This window comes from Streptomyces sp. NPDC059524 (assembly GCF_042749255.1).
Lineage (GTDB): Bacteria > Actinomycetota > Actinomycetes > Streptomycetales > Streptomycetaceae > Streptomyces > Streptomyces xanthii.
In genome coordinates, this window is record NZ_JBHYTK010000015.1 from 23,523 (window position 1) to 39,028 (window position 15,506).

15 protein-coding genes are annotated in these 15,506 nt (G+C 71.2%); 6 read left to right on the forward strand and 9 right to left on the reverse strand.

Going from position 1 to position 15,506, the window contains the following annotated elements; genetic code table 11:
* Nucleotides 1-9: 9 nt before the first annotated feature.
* Nucleotides 10-2,745 (reverse strand): phosphoenolpyruvate carboxylase, encoded by a 2,736-nt coding sequence (gene ppc / locus ACFW9D_RS06905; RefSeq protein WP_384618761.1) that lies wholly within the window; start codon nucleotides 2,743-2,745, stop codon nucleotides 10-12.
* Between the two features lie 315 nt (nucleotides 2,746-3,060).
* Here ppc and ACFW9D_RS06910 point away from each other — a divergent pair, with 315 nt between their 5' ends.
* Both ACFW9D_RS06910 and ACFW9D_RS06915 read left to right on the forward strand, forming a co-directional pair.
* Entirely contained in the window at nucleotides 3,061-4,053 is a 993-nt protein-coding gene (locus tag ACFW9D_RS06910) for a fatty acid desaturase (RefSeq protein ID WP_188338449.1), read from the forward strand.
* A gap of 23 nt (nucleotides 4,054-4,076) precedes the next feature.
* A complete protein-coding gene (locus ACFW9D_RS06915; RefSeq protein ID WP_188338448.1) occupies nucleotides 4,077-4,757 on the forward strand; it encodes a TetR/AcrR family transcriptional regulator in 681 nt (226 codons plus the stop codon).
* A 241-nt stretch (nucleotides 4,758-4,998) separates the two neighbouring features.
* Here the strand turns inward: ACFW9D_RS06915 and ACFW9D_RS06920 are convergent, their stop codons facing one another.
* Together ACFW9D_RS06920 and ACFW9D_RS06925 are read right to left on the reverse strand one after the other, a co-directional pair.
* Nucleotides 4,999-5,370: a glyoxalase gene (locus ACFW9D_RS06920; RefSeq protein ID WP_384618765.1), complete on the reverse strand. Its 372-nt coding sequence runs from the start codon at nucleotides 5,368-5,370 to the stop codon at nucleotides 4,999-5,001.
* The gene (locus tag ACFW9D_RS06925; RefSeq protein WP_384618768.1) at nucleotides 5,367-6,167 is read right to left on the reverse strand and encodes a trans-aconitate 2-methyltransferase; all 801 of its coding nucleotides are present in this window, start codon (nucleotides 6,165-6,167) and stop codon (nucleotides 5,367-5,369) included. The genes ACFW9D_RS06920 and ACFW9D_RS06925 overlap by 4 nt, the downstream gene beginning before the upstream one ends.
* A gap of 87 nt (nucleotides 6,168-6,254) precedes the next feature.
* Here ACFW9D_RS06925 and ACFW9D_RS06930 point away from each other — a divergent pair, with 87 nt between their 5' ends.
* The gene (locus ACFW9D_RS06930) at nucleotides 6,255-6,752 is read left to right on the forward strand and encodes a MarR family winged helix-turn-helix transcriptional regulator (protein WP_188338445.1); all 498 of its coding nucleotides are present in this window, start codon (nucleotides 6,255-6,257) and stop codon (nucleotides 6,750-6,752) included.
* 16 nt (nucleotides 6,753-6,768) lie between these two features.
* Here ACFW9D_RS06930 and ACFW9D_RS06935 read toward each other — a convergent pair whose 3' ends face one another.
* Nucleotides 6,769-7,218 carry a hypothetical protein gene (locus ACFW9D_RS06935; RefSeq protein ID WP_384618770.1) on the reverse strand — a complete coding sequence of 150 codons (450 nt, stop codon included), beginning with the start codon at nucleotides 7,216-7,218 and terminating at the stop codon, nucleotides 6,769-6,771.
* Between the two features lie 183 nt (nucleotides 7,219-7,401).
* The gene (locus ACFW9D_RS06940; RefSeq protein ID WP_384618773.1) at nucleotides 7,402-8,151 is read right to left on the reverse strand and encodes a LuxR C-terminal-related transcriptional regulator; all 750 of its coding nucleotides are present in this window, start codon (nucleotides 8,149-8,151) and stop codon (nucleotides 7,402-7,404) included.
* Nucleotides 8,152-8,402: 251 nt separating this feature from the next.
* Between ACFW9D_RS06940 and ACFW9D_RS06945 the strand changes: the two genes are divergently transcribed.
* On the forward strand, nucleotides 8,403-8,858 hold the full coding sequence (locus tag ACFW9D_RS06945) for a GNAT family N-acetyltransferase (protein WP_384618775.1): 456 nt from the start codon (nucleotides 8,403-8,405) through the stop codon (nucleotides 8,856-8,858).
* Here ACFW9D_RS06945 and galK read toward each other — a convergent pair.
* The 3 genes from galK to galT are packed head-to-tail and all read right to left on the reverse strand — an operon-like array spanning nucleotide 8,851 to nucleotide 12,079.
* Nucleotides 8,851-10,020 carry a galactokinase gene (galK, locus tag ACFW9D_RS06950; RefSeq protein ID WP_384618777.1) on the reverse strand — a complete coding sequence of 390 codons (1,170 nt, stop codon included), beginning with the start codon at nucleotides 10,018-10,020 and terminating at the stop codon, nucleotides 8,851-8,853. The genes ACFW9D_RS06945 and galK overlap by 8 nt on opposite strands.
* Nucleotides 10,017-11,015, reverse strand: a complete 999-nt coding sequence (gene galE, locus ACFW9D_RS06955) for a UDP-glucose 4-epimerase GalE (RefSeq protein ID WP_384618781.1) — start codon at nucleotides 11,013-11,015, stop codon at nucleotides 10,017-10,019. Before galE ends, galK begins: the two co-directional genes overlap by 4 nt.
* On the reverse strand, nucleotides 11,015-12,079 hold the full coding sequence (gene galT, locus ACFW9D_RS06960; RefSeq protein ID WP_384618784.1) for a galactose-1-phosphate uridylyltransferase: 1,065 nt from the start codon (nucleotides 12,077-12,079) through the stop codon (nucleotides 11,015-11,017). Before galT ends, galE begins: the two co-directional genes overlap by 1 nt.
* A gap of 210 nt (nucleotides 12,080-12,289) precedes the next feature.
* Between galT and ACFW9D_RS06965 the strand changes: the two genes are divergently transcribed.
* Complete coding sequence (locus ACFW9D_RS06965; RefSeq protein ID WP_384618787.1) at nucleotides 12,290-13,984, forward strand: sodium:solute symporter family protein; 1,695 nt, start codon at nucleotides 12,290-12,292, stop codon at nucleotides 13,982-13,984.
* Between the two features lie 18 nt (nucleotides 13,985-14,002).
* Entirely contained in the window at nucleotides 14,003-14,281 is a 279-nt protein-coding gene (locus tag ACFW9D_RS06970; protein WP_188338438.1) for a hypothetical protein, read from the forward strand.
* 163 nt (nucleotides 14,282-14,444) lie between these two features.
* Here ACFW9D_RS06970 and ACFW9D_RS06975 read toward each other — a convergent pair whose 3' ends face one another.
* Entirely contained in the window at nucleotides 14,445-15,167 is a 723-nt protein-coding gene (locus ACFW9D_RS06975) for a response regulator transcription factor (protein WP_188338437.1), read from the reverse strand.
* Nucleotides 15,168-15,506 lie beyond the last annotated feature (339 nt).

A 15,506-nucleotide genomic window follows, 5' to 3' on the forward strand; every position in this document is an offset into this window, starting at 1 on the left:
GGTGCGGGATCAGCCGGTGTTGCGCAGACCGGCGGCGACTCCGTTGACGGTGAGCAGGAGGGCCCGGGCCAGTGTCGGGTCCGGTTCCTGGCCCGCGGCGGCCGCGTCGCGCTGGCGCTTGAGCAGGGCCACCTGGAGGTAGGAGATCGGGTCCAGGTAGGCGTCGCGGATGTCGAAGGTCTGCTTGAGGACGGGCTGGGCGTCGAGAAGTTCCTGCTCGCCGGTGACGCGGAGGATCTCCTGGACGGTGAGGGCGTGCTCGGCCTCGATCGCGGCGAAGACGTGCCGCAGGTTCTCGGGGACGAGCGTCTCGACGTAGTGGCGGGCGATCCGCAGGTCGGTCTTGGCGAGCGTCATCTCCACGTTGGAGATGAAGTTGCGGAAGAAGTGCCACTGCTGGTGCATCTCGTCGAGCACCGTGTCGAGGCCGGCCTCGCGCAGGGCCTTGAGGCCGGAGCCGACGCCGAACCAGCCGGGGACGATCTGCCGGGACTGGGTCCAGCCGAACACCCACGGGATGGCGCGCAGGCCGTCGAGGGAGACGCCGGAGCCGGGGCGGCGGGAGGGCCGCGAGCCCAGGTGGAGGTCGGCGAGCTGGTCGACGGGGGTGGAGGCGACGAAGTACGTCGGCAGGTCCGGGTCCTCGACCAGCTTGCGGTAGGCGGCGTGGGCGGCGTCGGAGACGAGGTCCATCGCGGCGTCCCAGCGGGCGAGGGCCTCGTCGGACTGGCGCGGCGCGGTGTGCAGGGCGGAGGCCTGCAGGGTGGCGGCGACGGTCAGTTCGAGGTTCTCGCGGGCCAGGGACGGTACGAGGTACTTGTCGGAGATGACCTCGCCCTGCTCGGTGACCTTGATCTCGCCTTCGAGGGTGCCCCAGGGCTGGGCGAGGATCGCGTCGTGCGAGGGGCCGCCGCCGCGGCCGACGGTGCCGCCGCGGCCGTGGAAGAGGCGCAGGCGGACGCCGTAGCGGTGGGCGACGTCGCGCAGGCGGCGCTGGGCGCGGTGGATCTCCCACTGGGAGGTGGTGATGCCGCCGAACTTGGAGGAGTCGGAGTAACCGAGCATGACCTCCTGGACGTCGCCGTTGAGGGCGACGAGCCGGCGGTAGGACGGGTCGGCGAGCATGTCCTCGAGGATCGTGTCGGCGGCCTTGAGCTCGTCCGTCGTCTCGAGGAGCGGCACGATGCCGATCTTGGCCCAGCCGGCGTGGAGGTCGATGAGTCCGGCCTCGCGGGCGAGGACGGCGGCGGCGAACACGTCGTCGGCGCCCTGGCACATCGAGATGATGTACGACTCGATGACCTCGGGCCCGAAGACCTCCAGGGCCTTCTTCACGGTGTGGAAGACACCGAGGGTCTTCTCGCCGGCGGCGTCGAGCGGTGCCGGGGTGGGGGCGAGGGGCCTTCTCGACCTGAGTTCCTTGGCGAGCAGCTTGCCGCGGTAGTCGCGGGGCATGTCGGCGTAGCGCCAGGACTCCTCGCCGAGCCGGTCGAAGAGCTGGCCGAGGGCGTGGTGGTGGGCGTCGGCGTGCTCGCGGACGTCCATGGTGGCGAGCTGCAGTCCGAAGGCGGCGAGCGTACGGATCGTGCGGTTCATGCGGCCTTCGGCGAACAGGCCGCCGCGGTGCTCGCGCAGGGAGGTCTGGATGAGGGTGAGGTCGTGGAGCAGCTCGGTGGTGCCGAGGTAGTCGCGACCGGGCTCGTGCGGGGTGTTCTTCGCGAGCCGCGTCTTGGTGTTCTCGAGCTTCTGGCGGATCGCGGTGGCCTTGAGCCGGTAGGGCTCCTCGGCGTTGAGCCGCTTGTAGCGGGGGCTGATCTCGGGCAGCAGTTCGAGGTCGGTGCGCAGCGAGGTGAGCAGTTCCTCGGTGGCGCCGGTGTAGCGGATGGAGTTCGACAGGAAGCCGCGCAGCTCGTCGATCATGTCGAGGGCGTCGTTGATGCCGTGCTCGTGCTGGAGGATCAGGACGTCCCAGGTGACCTGCGGGGTCACGTTCGGGTTGCCGTCGCGGTCGCCGCCGATCCAGGTGCCGAAGGTGAGCGGGCGGGTGTCCTCGGGGAGGGTCACGCCGACGCGCTCGAGCTCGGCGGTGAGGTCCTCGAGGACGTCGCCGACGGCTCCGGCGTGCAGTTCGTCGAGGTAGTAGATCGCGTTGCGCGACTCGTCGGTCACCTCGGGGCGTACGACGCGCAGCTCGTCGGTCTGCCACACCAGGTCGATGTTCTCGGCGAGGCGGGTGTCGTAGCGGCGGCGGTCGGTCTCCAGGACCGGCGTCTCGAGAAGCTCGGCGATGCGGCGGAGCTTGCCGAGGACGGAGCGGCGGGCGGCCTCGGTGGGGTGGGCGGTGAAGACGGGCCGGACGTTCAGGTTACGGACGGTGTCGCGCAGGTGGTCCGGGTCGGCGTCCTTGAGCCGGTCGGCGGTGCGGGCGAGGAGCCCGCCCTCGGCGGCGCGCTTGGCGCGCAGCTCGCGGCCGCGGTGGACCTGCTCGGTCACGTTGGCCAGGTGGAAGTACGTGGAGAAGGCGCGCACGAGCTTGGCGGCGGTCTCCAGCTCGGTGCCGCGCAGCAGCTCGGCAGCGGCCTCGCCGTCCTCGCGCGTCAGGCGGCGGACCTTCTCGACCAGCTCGAGGAGCTCGGGCCCTTCCTGGCGGACGAGCGTCTCGCCCAGCAGGTCACCCAGGCGGCGGATGTCGGCACGCAGTTCGGGGCTGGTGCTCGTCGAAGCGGTCTGATCGGCACTGCTCACAGGTGCGGCTCCTTGCAGTGGTGAAGCTCATCTGGAGGGGAGAGTCCCGGAACCGGGTATGAGTCCCGGGTGGAGATTCAGAGCGGACCGCGCTGTCCGACCGTTTCCAAGGATATGTGCCTGCCTGGGCGACACGGTCCGGGGCCTGCGGGTCGCGCCTCGCGACACGGCCTTGCCGCCGGACACCGCGCTGCCATACTTACGACGCCGTAGGTTACGGAACCGTAGGCAAGTACGTCCGCGGATCTCCGTGGATCTCCTGACCCGTCTCAGGCCCGTTCAACCCTCCCTACCCTCGACCCACAGGGGACTCCCATGGCCACACGCTCCGATGTGATGGAAGACGCACCGCGGGGACCGTCCGGCGCGTCGTCCGCCACACCACCCTCGGCGACTCTCGGCGGCGAGCAGAAACGCTCGCTCGAACAGATCACGCTGCTCCTGTTCATCATCGTGCCCTTCCTCGCCGTGCTCGCGGCCGTGCCGCTGGCCTGGGGCTGGGGCGTGAGCTGGCTCGACCTGGGCCTGCTCGTCTTCTTCTACTACCTCGGCTGCCACGGCATCACGATCGGCTTCCACCGCTACTTCACGCACGGCTCCTTCAAGGCGAAGCGCCCGCTGCGCATCGCGCTGGCCGTCGCGGGTTCGATGGCCGTGGAGGGCCCGCTGGTCCGCTGGGTCGCCGATCACCGCAAGCACCACAAGTTCTCCGACGCGGAAGGCGACCCGCATTCGCCGTGGCGTTACGGGGACACGGTCCCGGCGCTGATGAAGGGCCTGTGGTGGGCGCACATCGGCTGGATGTTCGACGAGGAGCAGACCTCGCAGGAGAAGTACGCGCCCGACCTGATCAAGGATCCGGCCATCCGGGCGGTCTCCCGGCAGTTCGTGCTGTGGACGCTGGTGTCGCTGATGCTGCCGGCGCTGATCGGCGGTCTGGTGACGATGTCGTGGTGGGGCGCGTTCACCGGGTTCTTCTGGGGGTCGCTGGTACGGGTGGCACTGCTGCACCACGTGACCTGGTCGATCAACTCGATCTGCCACGCGGTCGGCAAGCGTCCGTTCAAGTCCCGCGACCGCTCGGGCAACGTGTGGTGGCTGGCCGTCCTGTCCTGCGGCGAGTCCTGGCACAACCTGCACCACGCGGACCCGACCTCGGCCCGGCACGGGGTGATGCGCGGGCAGATCGACTCCTCGGCGCGGCTGATCCGCTGGTTCGAGCAGCTGGGCTGGGCGAGCGACGTGCGCTGGCCGTCGAAGGACCGCATCGCCGCCCGCCGCAAGCCGCAGGCGGCCGACGCGGCGTGACCGGAGCCAGGCATGATGGGGTGGTGGCGACCGACTCCAGCACCCCGAGCAATGCGAGCAGCGACCGGCCCGAGAAGCCGCGGCGGGCGCGCCGGACGCGGATGACGGGGGCCGAGCGGCGGCAGCAGCTCCTCGAGATCGGGCGGACGGTGTTCGCGGCCAAGGGGTTCGAGGGCACGTCGGTCGAGGAGATCGCGGCGAAGGCCGGGGTCTCCAAGCCGGTGGTGTACGAGCACTTCGGCGGCAAGGAGGGGCTGTACGCGGTGGTCGTGGACCGCGAGATGCGCCAGCTCCTCGACATGGTGACCAGCTCGCTGACGGCCGGCCACCCGCGCGAGCTGTGCGAGCAGGCGGCCTTCGCCCTCCTCGACTACATCGAGGAGTACACGGACGGTTTCCGCATCCTGGTCCGTGACTCCCCCATCCCGCAGTCCACGGGTTCGTTCGCGTCCCTGATCTCCGACATCGCCACGCAGGTCGAGGACATCCTGGGCCGGGAGTTCAAGAACCGCGGCTTCGACCCGAAGCTCGCGCCGCTGTACGCGCAGGCGCTGGTCGGGATGGTCGCGCTGACGGGTCAGTGGTGGCTGGACGCCCGCAAGCCGAAGAAGGCGGAGGTCGCCGCGCACCTGGTCAATCTGGCCTGGCACGGCCTGGACGGCCTGGAGCCGAAGCCGCGCCTGATAGGCCACCGGAAGAGCTGATCTCGGGGTTGTCCGGGCGCGTTCTCGTGTGCCGGGTGCCCTTGCCGGGCGGGTGCGGGTGGTTCGTGGCTGGTCGCGCAGTTCCCCGCGCCCCTGAAGGCATGCGCTACGCGCAGCCTTCTCCCGAGAAGAGGCGGACCCGCGCCTTGATCGAGGAAATGCGACCCGAAGGGTCTGCATTTCAGGGGCGCGGGGAACTGCGCGACCAGCCCCCACCGGGCCCGCACCCGCGATCGACACATCAGCCCGGCAGACGAATGGGCTCCAGGAACTCCAGCCGGTTCCCGACAGGGTCAAGGGCATAGAACCGCCGGTACCCGGGAAGCGCCGCGTCCCAGACCACCTCGACCCCACCCCCGACCAGCCGCTCCCCGAACTCCTCGATGCCCCGCACGAGAATCCCCGGGTGCGCCTTCCGCGCGGGCCGGAAATCCTCCTCGATCCCGAGATGCACCTGCACGGCCCCGGCCGAGAACCAGCACCCGCCCCGCGCGGCGAGCACCGGCGGCTTGGGGATCTCGGTCATCCCGAGGACCTCCCCGTAGAACCCCCGCAACAACTCCTCGCTCCCCGCGGGCGCGGCGAGCTGCACATGGTCCAGCCCCACGATCACGCCTTCACCGCCACCACGAAGACCCGCCGGAACGGGAACACCGTGCCGTGCTCCGACCCCGGATAGGCCGTACGGAGCAGCCCCGCGTACTCCGCCACGAACGCGTCCCGCGCCGCCGGATCGTCCGCGAGAGCGGTGAGCACGGGCCGCAGCCCGGTCCCCTTGACCCAGTCGAGCACCGGGTCGGCCCCCTCCAGGAGGTGCAGGTATGTGGTCTCCCAGGCGTCGACCGCGCAGCCGAGCCCGGTGAGCCGCTCCAGGTACGCGGCCGGCGTGTGCACGGCGTCCCCGTGCCGCAGGACGTCGCCGAGCCGGTCCTTCCAGCGCGCGGACCCGGCGAGCTCGCGCATCAGGACGTGGCTGGGCGCGTCGAAGTTGCCCGGCACCTGGAAGGCGAACGTGCCGCCGGGCGCCAGCGCGTCCACCCAGCGCGGGAAGGACTCGACATGTCCGGGGACCCATTGCAGGGTCGCGTTCGACAGGATCAGGTCGTACGTCTCCGCAGGCGCCCAGCGCGCGGCGTCCGCGTGCGCGAAGTCGAGCCCGCCGGTCGCACGGGCACGGGCCTTCTCCAGCATCTCGGGCGAGTTGTCGTAGCCGGTGATGTGCGCGGTGGGCCAGCGTTCGGCGAGCAGCGCCGTCATGTTGCCGGGGCCGCAGCCGAGGTCGGCGATGCGGGCGGGGTCGCGCGGCGGCTCGGGGACACGGGCGAGCAGGTCCATGAACGGGCGGCCGCGGTGGTCGGCGTGCCGGAGGTACTGCTGGGGGTCCCAGATGGGTGTCTGCGGCTTCGTCATGCGTCCAGACTGAACCCAAAGTATCTCGACGTCAAGATAATCGACATCAAGAGACTTCACGTCGACACACCCTCTACACTGATCGTCATGGAGGACGAGGTCGACCGTCTGGTCGCAGCGTGGCGCCGGGAGCGCCCTGACCTCGACGTGGAGCCCCTGGAGGTGCTCAGTCGGGTCAGCAGACTGGCGCGCCATCTCGACCGCGCCCGTCGCATCGCGTTCTCCGAGCACCAGCTGGAGCCCTGGGAGTTCGACGTCCTGACGTCGCTGCGCCGCGCCGGCTCCCCGTATCAGCTATCTCCGGGTCAGTTGCTGACCCAGACCCTGGTCACCTCGGGCACGATGACGAACCGTATCGACCGGCTCGCCAAGAAGGGCCTCGTCGAGCGTCTGCCCGATCCGAGCGACCGGCGCGGGGTCCTCGTCCGGCTGACGGAAGAGGGCCGCGACCGGGCGGACCAGGCCCTGGCGGGCCTCCTCGAGCAGGAGCGGGCCATCCTCGTCCAGCTCTCCGGCCGGGAGCGGGGCGAACTGGCGTCCCTGCTCCGCCAGCTGACCGCCCCCTTCGACAACATCCCCGGCTAGGGCCTTCCGCCTGGCTTCAGGCGGGCACGGCGGCCGTGCGGGACTCCCCCGCGGCCCGGCGCCTGTCCGCACGCAGCGCGACCGCGGTCGCGAGCGCGCCCGCGCCCTCCCACAGGCCCACCCCGACGAATCCCGTGGGTGCCCGGTCCCCGAGGACCGCGAGCGTGAAGACGGTGCAGGTCAGCAGCCTGAACGGGACCGTCCAGCGGAAGAATGCCGTCCAGTCGGCGGCCGCCGCGAACACGTAGTACACGCCCATGTTGAGCGCCGCCATCGAGGAGGCGGTCAGGAAGGTCAGGGTGTGATCACCGTCGGCGCGGCCCGCGGCGGGCGCCTCGGCGAAGCCCATGGCGGCGATCAGCGCGTCGGGCGCGGCGAGTCCCACGACTCCCATGCCGGCGGCGAGCACGCCGAACGCGGACATGGTCCACCCGGCGCGCGAACTGGGCCGGATCCTGAGCTCCACGCTTGTTCCTCTCATCTCGTTCGTCCGCGGCTCCGGTGGGGGGCTGGTCACGCCCCGCGCCCCTGGAAGGCACCCCGCACCTTGATCGGGGAAATGCGCCCGGAGGGCACGCATTTCAGGGGCGCGGGGAACTGCGCGAGAAGCCCCACGGGCCTGCACCCGCCCGACCAGCATCCCCGCACCTCAGCTGGCGGCCTCCAGATCAGCGGGCCCGACGCCCGCCCGGCGCGCGAGCGCGACCGCCGCCAGCGTCGAGTGCACCCCGAGCTTCCCCAGCACGTTCTGCATGTGTGTCCGCACGGTGTGCGGGGAGAGGAACAGCCGCTCCGCGACGGCCTTGCGCCCGAGGCCCGCGACCATGCACCGCAGCACCTCCCGCTCCCGCGGCGTCAGCGACTCCACCAACTGCTCCGACTCCGTACGGTGCTTGCGCGCCGCGGTCAGCTCGCGCAGCACGCCCGTGAGCAGCGCCGGCGGCAGATGCGTCTCGTCCCGCAGCACACCCCGGATGACGGTGAGCAGCCGCGACAGGGAGCAGTCCTTGGCGACCCAGCCGGACGCCCCGGCCTGGAGCGCGAGCGCGGCCCGCCGCGGATCGTCCCGCTCGGCGAGCACCACCGTACGGACGGCCGGCTGGCCCGAACGGACCCCGGCCACCAGCGAGATGCCGTCGACGAGTCCGTCCTGCGCGGCCCCGTCCGGCACGGCGGCGGGCGGGCGCAGGCCCTCGGCGGCCGCCGCCCCCAGGTCCGCGTCGACGAGCATCACGTCGAATCTGCGCCCCTCGCCGGCCGCCCGCTCCAGGCAGCGCAGCGCGGCGGGCCCGCTGCCCGCGGCCGCCACCTCGACGTCGGGCTCGGCGGCGAGCGCCGCGGCGAGCGACTCGGCGAAGATGCGGTGGTCGTCGACGACCAGAACCCGTATGCGAACCACTGAATTACCCCCACTGGTCGGGGGACGGACCAACGCAGGTACGGCGCCCGGAGTACGGGTCACCGCAGCCGCACGGCCGCCGCCGTGCCGAACTGCCACCCCCACTCCAGGCGTCGTACCTGGCTGTCTCGCCCCCTGATCAGCACCGGCCCCCACCGGCGCTGTCCTCAGAGTAGGGCCGACGGCCCGGAGGGGAAGGCGATTCACAGAACTGAGGCGGCTCGACCGGCGGGCGACCGTCCCGCGCGTTTATGGTGAGACGCATGTTTCGCTTTGAGACAGAAGTCGACAAAGAGCGCCGCCTTCTGCTCCGCGCGGCGCTCCGCGACACCAACACGGCGTCGTCCCCCGCGCTGCGCGAACTGCGCGGCACCCCGGCCGAGCGCGAGACCCCGTTGCAGGTCTGGGCGTTCGACGCGGACGGTGAGCTGGCGGGTGGTCTGGACGCCCACACCTGGGCGACCTGGCTCCACGTGAACCTGCTCTGGGTCGCCGGCCACCACCGCGGCGCCGGCCTCGGCTCCCGCCTCCTGGACCGGGCCGAACACCTGGCCCGCGACCAGCACGCCTGCACCAACTCCCGAGTGGAGACCTGGGACTTCCAGGCGCCGGGCTTCTACAGACAGCACGGCTACGAAGTCGTCGCGGTCATCCCCGACTACCCGCCCGGCATCAAGGAATTCACCCTCACCAAGCGGCTCAGCTGACGGGCAGTCGGCGGGCTCCCGTCGACGGGACCGCCGGGAAGACGCGGGGCGGGGTGAAGGCCGCGGTCTCGAACGCGGTGAGGATCGACTTCGTGACCGCGTCCGCGTCCGCCGTCTCCACGAGCACGAGCGCCGAACCGCCGAAGCCGCCGCCCGTCATCCGGGCTCCGACGGCCCCGGCCGAGCGGGCCGTGTCGACGACGAGGTCCAGTTCCGGGCAGGAGATGCGCAGGTCGTCGCGGAGCGAGCGGTGGCCGTCGTAGAGGACGGGGCCGATCGCGCGGGCCTCGCCGGCGTCGAGGAGGCCGATGACCTGTTCGACGCGGTGGTCGTCGGAGACGATGTGGCGGACGTAGCGGACGACCTTCTCGTCCGCGCCGGACCGCTCGATGCGGGCCAGCGCGTCGTCGAGGTCCGCGTACGGCACGTCGCGCAGGTGGGTGACGCCGAGGAGGCGGGCGCCCTCCTCGCAGCCGGCCCGCCGCTCCGCGTAGGCCCCGTCGCCCAGTTCGTGCTTGACGCGCGTGTCGACGACGAGGAGCTGGAGACCCTGCGCGGCCAGGTCGAAGGGGACCTGACGGACGGACAGGTCGCGGCAGTCGAGGTGCAGGGCGTGCCCCTCGGTGGCGCAGGCCGAGGCCATCTGGTCCATGACGCCGCACGGGACGCCGACGAACACGTTCTCGGCGCGCTGGGCGAGCACGGCCAGTTCGGGCCCGCTCAGGCCGAGTCCGAACAGGTCGTTCAGCGCGTACGCGGTGACGACCTCCAGGGCCGCCGAGGAGGACAGCCCCGCGCCGGTGGGAACGGTGGACGCCAGGTGGACGTCCGCGCCGGTGACGGCGTGGCCCGCGTCGCGCAGCGCCCAGACGACGCCCGCCGGGTACGCGGCCCAGCCGCCCTGCCCGTACTTGGAGAGCGGTTCGAGTGCGTCGACGCGCAGTTCGGCGACGGGGGCGTCGAGGTCGGCGGAGTGCAGGCGCAGCAGGCCGTCCTCGCGCCGGGCCACCGCGGCGACCGCGGTGTGCGGCAGCGCGAGCGGCATGACGAAGCCCTCGTTGAAGTCGGTGTACTCGCCGATGAGGTTGACGCGGCCGGGCGCCGCCCAGACCCCGTCCGGCGCGTACCCGTACAGATCGCTGAACTGCGCGGCGACGGTCATGCCTGGCCTTCCTGGCGGGCCTGGGCGAACTTCCAGGCGTCGGCGACGATTCCCGCGAGGTCCGTGCGGGACGGGTTCCAGCCGAGGCGTTCGCGCGCGGTGCGCGCGGAGGCGACGAGGACGGCGGGGTCGCCGCCGCGGCGCGGGGCGACGACCTCGGGGATCGGGTGCCCGGTGACCTGGCGGACCGTCTCGACGACCTCGCGGACGGAGAAGCCGTTGCCGTTGCCGAGGTTGCAGATGAGGTGTTCGCCGGGGCGGGCGGCACCGACGGCGAGGAGGTGGGCCTCGGCGAGGTCGGCGACGTGGATGTAGTCGCGGACGCAGGTGCCGTCGGGGGTCGGGTAGTCGTCGCCGTAGATCGAGATGGCCTCGCGGCGGCCCTGGGCGACCTGGAGGACGAGCGGGATGAGGTGCGACTCGGGGTCGTGCCGCTCGCCGCAGTCGCCGTAGGCGCCCGCGACGTTGAAGTAGCGCAGGGAGACGGCGGCGAGCCCGTGGGCGTGCGCCTCGCCGGTGATCATGTGGTCGACGGCGAGCTTGGAGGCGCCGTAGGGGGAGGTCGGCGCGGTGGGGTCGGTCTCGGTGATGGGGGTGTTCACCGGCTCGCCGTAGGTCGCGGCGGTGGAGGAGAAGACGAGGGTGCGCACGTCGGCGGCGCGCATCGCGGCGAGCAGCTCCATGGTGCCGCCGACGTTGTTCTCCCAGTACTTCTCGGGCTTCACGACGGACTCGCCGACCTGCGAGAACGCGGCGAAGTGCAGGACCGCGTCGTAGGAGGCGTCGAGCCACTTGGCGGCGTCGCGGATGTCGCCCTGGACGAAGGCCGCCCCGGCGGGGACGCCCTCGCGGAAGCCGGTGGAGAGGTTGTCGAGGACGGTGACCTCGTGTCCGGCCTCCAGCAGGTGCTGGGCGACGACGCTGCCGACATAGCCGGCTCCGCCCGTGACCAGGTACTTCTTGGAAGCGGACTTCTGGGGTTCGGTCTTGCCCATCACTTGCTCGCTACCTCTCGCAGTCGCTCTGCCGCGGCTTCCGGCGGCACGTCGTTGATGAACACACTCATGCCGGATTCGGAACCCGCGAGGAATTTCAGCTTGCCGGAAGTGCGGCGGACGGTGAAAAGCTCGAGGTGCAGCGCGAAGTCGTCGCGCGTGACGCCGTCGAACTCCTCCAGCGTGCCGAACGGGGCCTGGTGCCAGGCCGCGATGTACGGCGTCGGCGGTTCACCCTCACCGAAGATCCGGTCGAAGCGCTTCAACAGTTCCAGATAGACCTGGGGGAACTCTGTGCGCGCAGCGTCGTCGAGCGCGAGCAGGTCGGGCACCCGGCGCTTGGGGTAGAGGTGTACCTCGTAGGGCCAGTGCGCGGCGTAGGGCACGAAGGCCACCCAGTGCTCGCCCTCCAGGACGACGCGGGTGCCCTCGGCGAGCTCCTTGTCGACGACGTCGGCGAAGAGGTTGCGGCCGCCGGTCTGCTCCTTGTGCTCGGCGAGGGCGCGGAGCATGAGCGCGGTGCGCGGGGTGGTGAAGGGGTAGGCGTAGATCTGGCCGTGGGGGTGGCCGAGGGTGACGCCGATCTCGGCGCCGCGGTTCTCGAAGCAGAAGACCTGCTCGACGGAGTCGAGGTGGGAGAGCTCGGCGGTGCGGTCGGTCCAGGCGTCGAGGACGAGCCCGGCCTGTTCTTCGGTGAGGTCGGCGAAGGACGTGTCGTGGTCCGAGGTGAAGCAGACGACCTCGCAGCGGCCGGAGTCACCGGCGAGCGAGGGGAAGCGGTTCTCGAAGACCACGACGTCGTAGGAGGAGTCGGGGATCTCGGAGAGCCGCTCGCCGGCGGAGGGACACAGGGGGCACTCGTCGGCCGGCGGGTGGTAGGTGCGGCCCTGGCGGTGCGAGGCGATGGCGACGCGGTCGCCGAGCAGCGGGTCGCGGCGGATCTCGGAGGTCGTGACGGTGCGCTCCAGGGGCCGCCGGTCGACCGCGTCCCGTACGGCGTCGTCGCGGACGTCGTAGTAGATGAGCTCGCGCCCGTCGGCGAGCCGGGTCGACGTCTTCTTCACGGCCGATACTCCTCAGCAGACCAACCCAACAGAATCCAACATAACAAACCATGAGCCGGAGAGTGCGTCAAGAGTGACAGCCGGTAGCGGCTGGTCACGGAGCAACGGAGACCGGCCGAGGGGCCCACAGTAAGCGCTATCAATCACAATCCAACAAAGAACATCACCAGAACTGTTCACTTCTTAAAGGTGGGGACGTACGTTCCGCTCATGCATGCCCCCACACCAACCGACACCACGACCCTGGCCGCAGGGCTCCGGCTGCCGACCAACGGACTCGACTACGCGATCCTCGCGATCTACTTCGTCGTCGTCCTGGGCATCGGCTTCGCCGCCCGCCGCTCCGTGCGGACGAGCCTCGACTTCTTCCTGTCGGGGCGCTCCCTGCCCGCCTGGGTCACCGGCCTCGCCTTCGTCGCCGCCAACCTGGGCGCGACCGAGATCCTCGGCATGGCCGCGACCGGCGCGCAGTACGGCGTCGCCGTCGTCCACTGGTACTGGATCGGCGCGATCCCGGCCATGGTCTTCCTGGGCCTCGTGATGATGCCCTTCTACTACCGCTCGAAGGTCCGCTCGGTCCCGGAGTTCCTGCTCCAGCGCTTCGACAAGTCGGCCCACCTGCTCAGCTCGGTCCTGTTCGCCTTCGCGGCGATACTCATCGCGGGCGTCAACCTGTACGCCCTGTCGATCGTCGTCGAGGCGCTCCTCGGCTGGCCGCAGTGGGTGGCCATCGTGGTCGCGGGCCTGTTCGTGCTCGCGTACATCACGATCGGCGGCCTCTCCTCGGCCATCTACAACGAGGTCCTCCAGTTCTTCGTGATCCTGGCGGCGCTCATCCCGATCTGCGTCATCGGCCTCAAGCGCGTCGGCGGCTGGGGCGGCATGACGGACTCGCTGAAGGCGCAGCACGGCGACAACTTCCTGTCCGCCTGGGGCGGCACCGGCATCGGCGACCCGAACCCGCTCGGCGCGAACTGGCTGACGATCATCCTCGGCCTCGGCTTCGTCCTCTCCTTCGGCTACTGGACGACGAACTTCGCCGAGGTGCAGCGCGCCCTGTCCGCGAAGAACCTCTCCGCCGCCCAGCGCACCCCGCTGATCGCCGCGTTCCCGAAGATGTTCATCGTCTTCCTCGTGATGATCCCCGGCCTGGTCGCCGCCGTCCTGGTCCCGAAGATCGGCGCGGCCGGCTCGGACCTCACGTACAACGACGCGATCCCGTACCTGATGCAGGAGCTGCTGCCCAACGGCGTCCTCGGCATCGCGGTCACCGGTCTGCTCGCCGCGTTCATGGCCGGCATGGCGGCCAACGTGTCGTCGTTCAACACCGTGTTCACCTACGACATCTGGGCCAAGTACGTGCGGCCCGGCAAGCCCGACGGCCACTACCTGAAGTTCGGCCGGCTCATCACCGCGATCGGTGTCGTCGCCTCGATCGGCACCGCGTTCATCGCCTCGTCGTTCTCGAACATCATGGGCTACCTCCAGACGCTCTTCTCCTTCTTCAACGTGCCGATGTTCGTCGTCTTCGTCATCGGCATGTTCTGGAAGCGCGCCTCCATGAAGTCCGGCGTCTGGGGCCTGCTCGCGGGCACCACGGCCGCGATGGTCAACTACTTCTGGATCTACAAGCAGGGCGTCATCGACATCCCCACCGACCAGGGCGCCAACTTCGTCTCCGCGATCGTCGGCTTCGTCGCCGGCGCCGTCGTCATGGTCCTGGTCACGCTGTTCACCGCGCCCAAGCCCGAGGCGGAGCTCGCGGGTCTCGTCTACGGCACGACCGCGCCCGGCCTGGAGGAGCCGCCCGCCGAGGGCGACGACGCCTGGTACCGCAGGCCGGCCCTGCTCGGCTGGGGCGCCGTCGTCCTCGCCGCCCTGTGCTACCTGCCCTACTCCCTCTGATCGGAGGCTCGACCCACCATGTCCGAACTCCAGAACGAAGTCTCCGAGTTGGAGCGCAAGTCCGCGACCGCGGCCCGGCTCTTCGACATCCGGCGCATCATCGGCGGCCTGTTCGCGCTCTACGGCGTGATCGTCACCGTCGCCGGGATCACCGCGTCCGACGCCGACCTGAAGAAGGCCGAGGGCATCAACATCAACCTGTGGACCGGCCTGGGCATGCTCGCGCTCGGCCTGTTCTTCCTCGTCTGGCTGAAGCTGCGTCCGACAGCGCCGCCCACCCCGGACGAGAGCGCCTAGGGCACGACGAAGCCCCGCCCCGCGTGAGCGGGACGGGGCTTCGTGAAGTGGAGCGCCGGGCAGGCCTTGCACCTGCATTTCCCCACAGGAAGTGGGGCGTCTTTCCTTGGACCACCAACGCACTGCCGGGCTTCGCTAGTTGCGGCGACCGGCGCAAGATCGACTATAGCCCAGGAGCGGGGTCCGAGGGAAGCTCCGCGGCCGCCTCGCGCGGGGCGGGCACCGGACCCGCCCGGTCGAGCAGCCCCGTGCGGGCCGCGAGCGCCGCCGCCTCCAGCCGCGAGCCGACCCCCAGCTTCATCAGCACCCGCTGCACATGCGTGCGCGCGGTGCTCGGCGCGATGCCCATCCCGGCCGCGATCAGCCGCGTGTCCTCGCCCTCGGCGACCCGCACCAGGACCTCGACCTCGCGCGGCGTGAGCAGTCGCAGCAGCCGCTGCCCCTCGTCGTCGGGCTGCGCCGCCGGGTTGAGCAGCTCCCCGAACGCGCCCTGCAGCAGCGCCGGAGCCACCGCCGCCTCCCCCGACCGCGCTTTCATCAGCGCCCGCTCGACCCCTTCGATCCGCTCGTCGTGCCGTACGTAGCCGGAGGCGCCGGCCGCGAACGCCGCGGCGATGCCGCGCGGCGAGGGCACCGGGCCGAGGACCACCACGGCGACCTGCGGGCGCTCCCGCTTGATCCGCACGATCGGGTCGAAGATGCCGGGCTCGGCCGGGGTCGCGGTGCCCAGCAGGCAGACCTCGGGCGCGCGGGAGATGACCAGGTCGGCGGCGCCCGCCGCGGGCGCGGCCGCGGCCAGGACCCGGTGCCCGCGCAGCTTCAGGGCCGAGGCCAGTGCCTCGGCGAGCAGACGGTGGTCGTCGACCACCATGAGCCGCACACCCATCGAGCCAACCCCCCAGTTCGCCCCGCGCTCCGCGTCGGTCGCACGGGCCCCCACGGACGGCCGAGCCCCCCGACTCCCCGTCCCTCCCTCTTCATCTCCCGGAAGCTACACGCTTGTTCGACGTCGCGCGCCCCCTACCGGCGAGAAGCGGCCCGGAATGCTGAAATCCCGTTCTTTCAGGGGTGATGCGCGCACTCGGGCGGACTCGGGGCAAAAGGCGGCGGCGCCCCCCCCCCCGGGGGGTCGGGGCGCACCCCCCCCCCCCCCGGGGGGCCCGGTTCCGCGTGCCCGCGCGCGCCCGCCGGCCGACACCCCGTCAGACCGACTGAGGTCCACCTC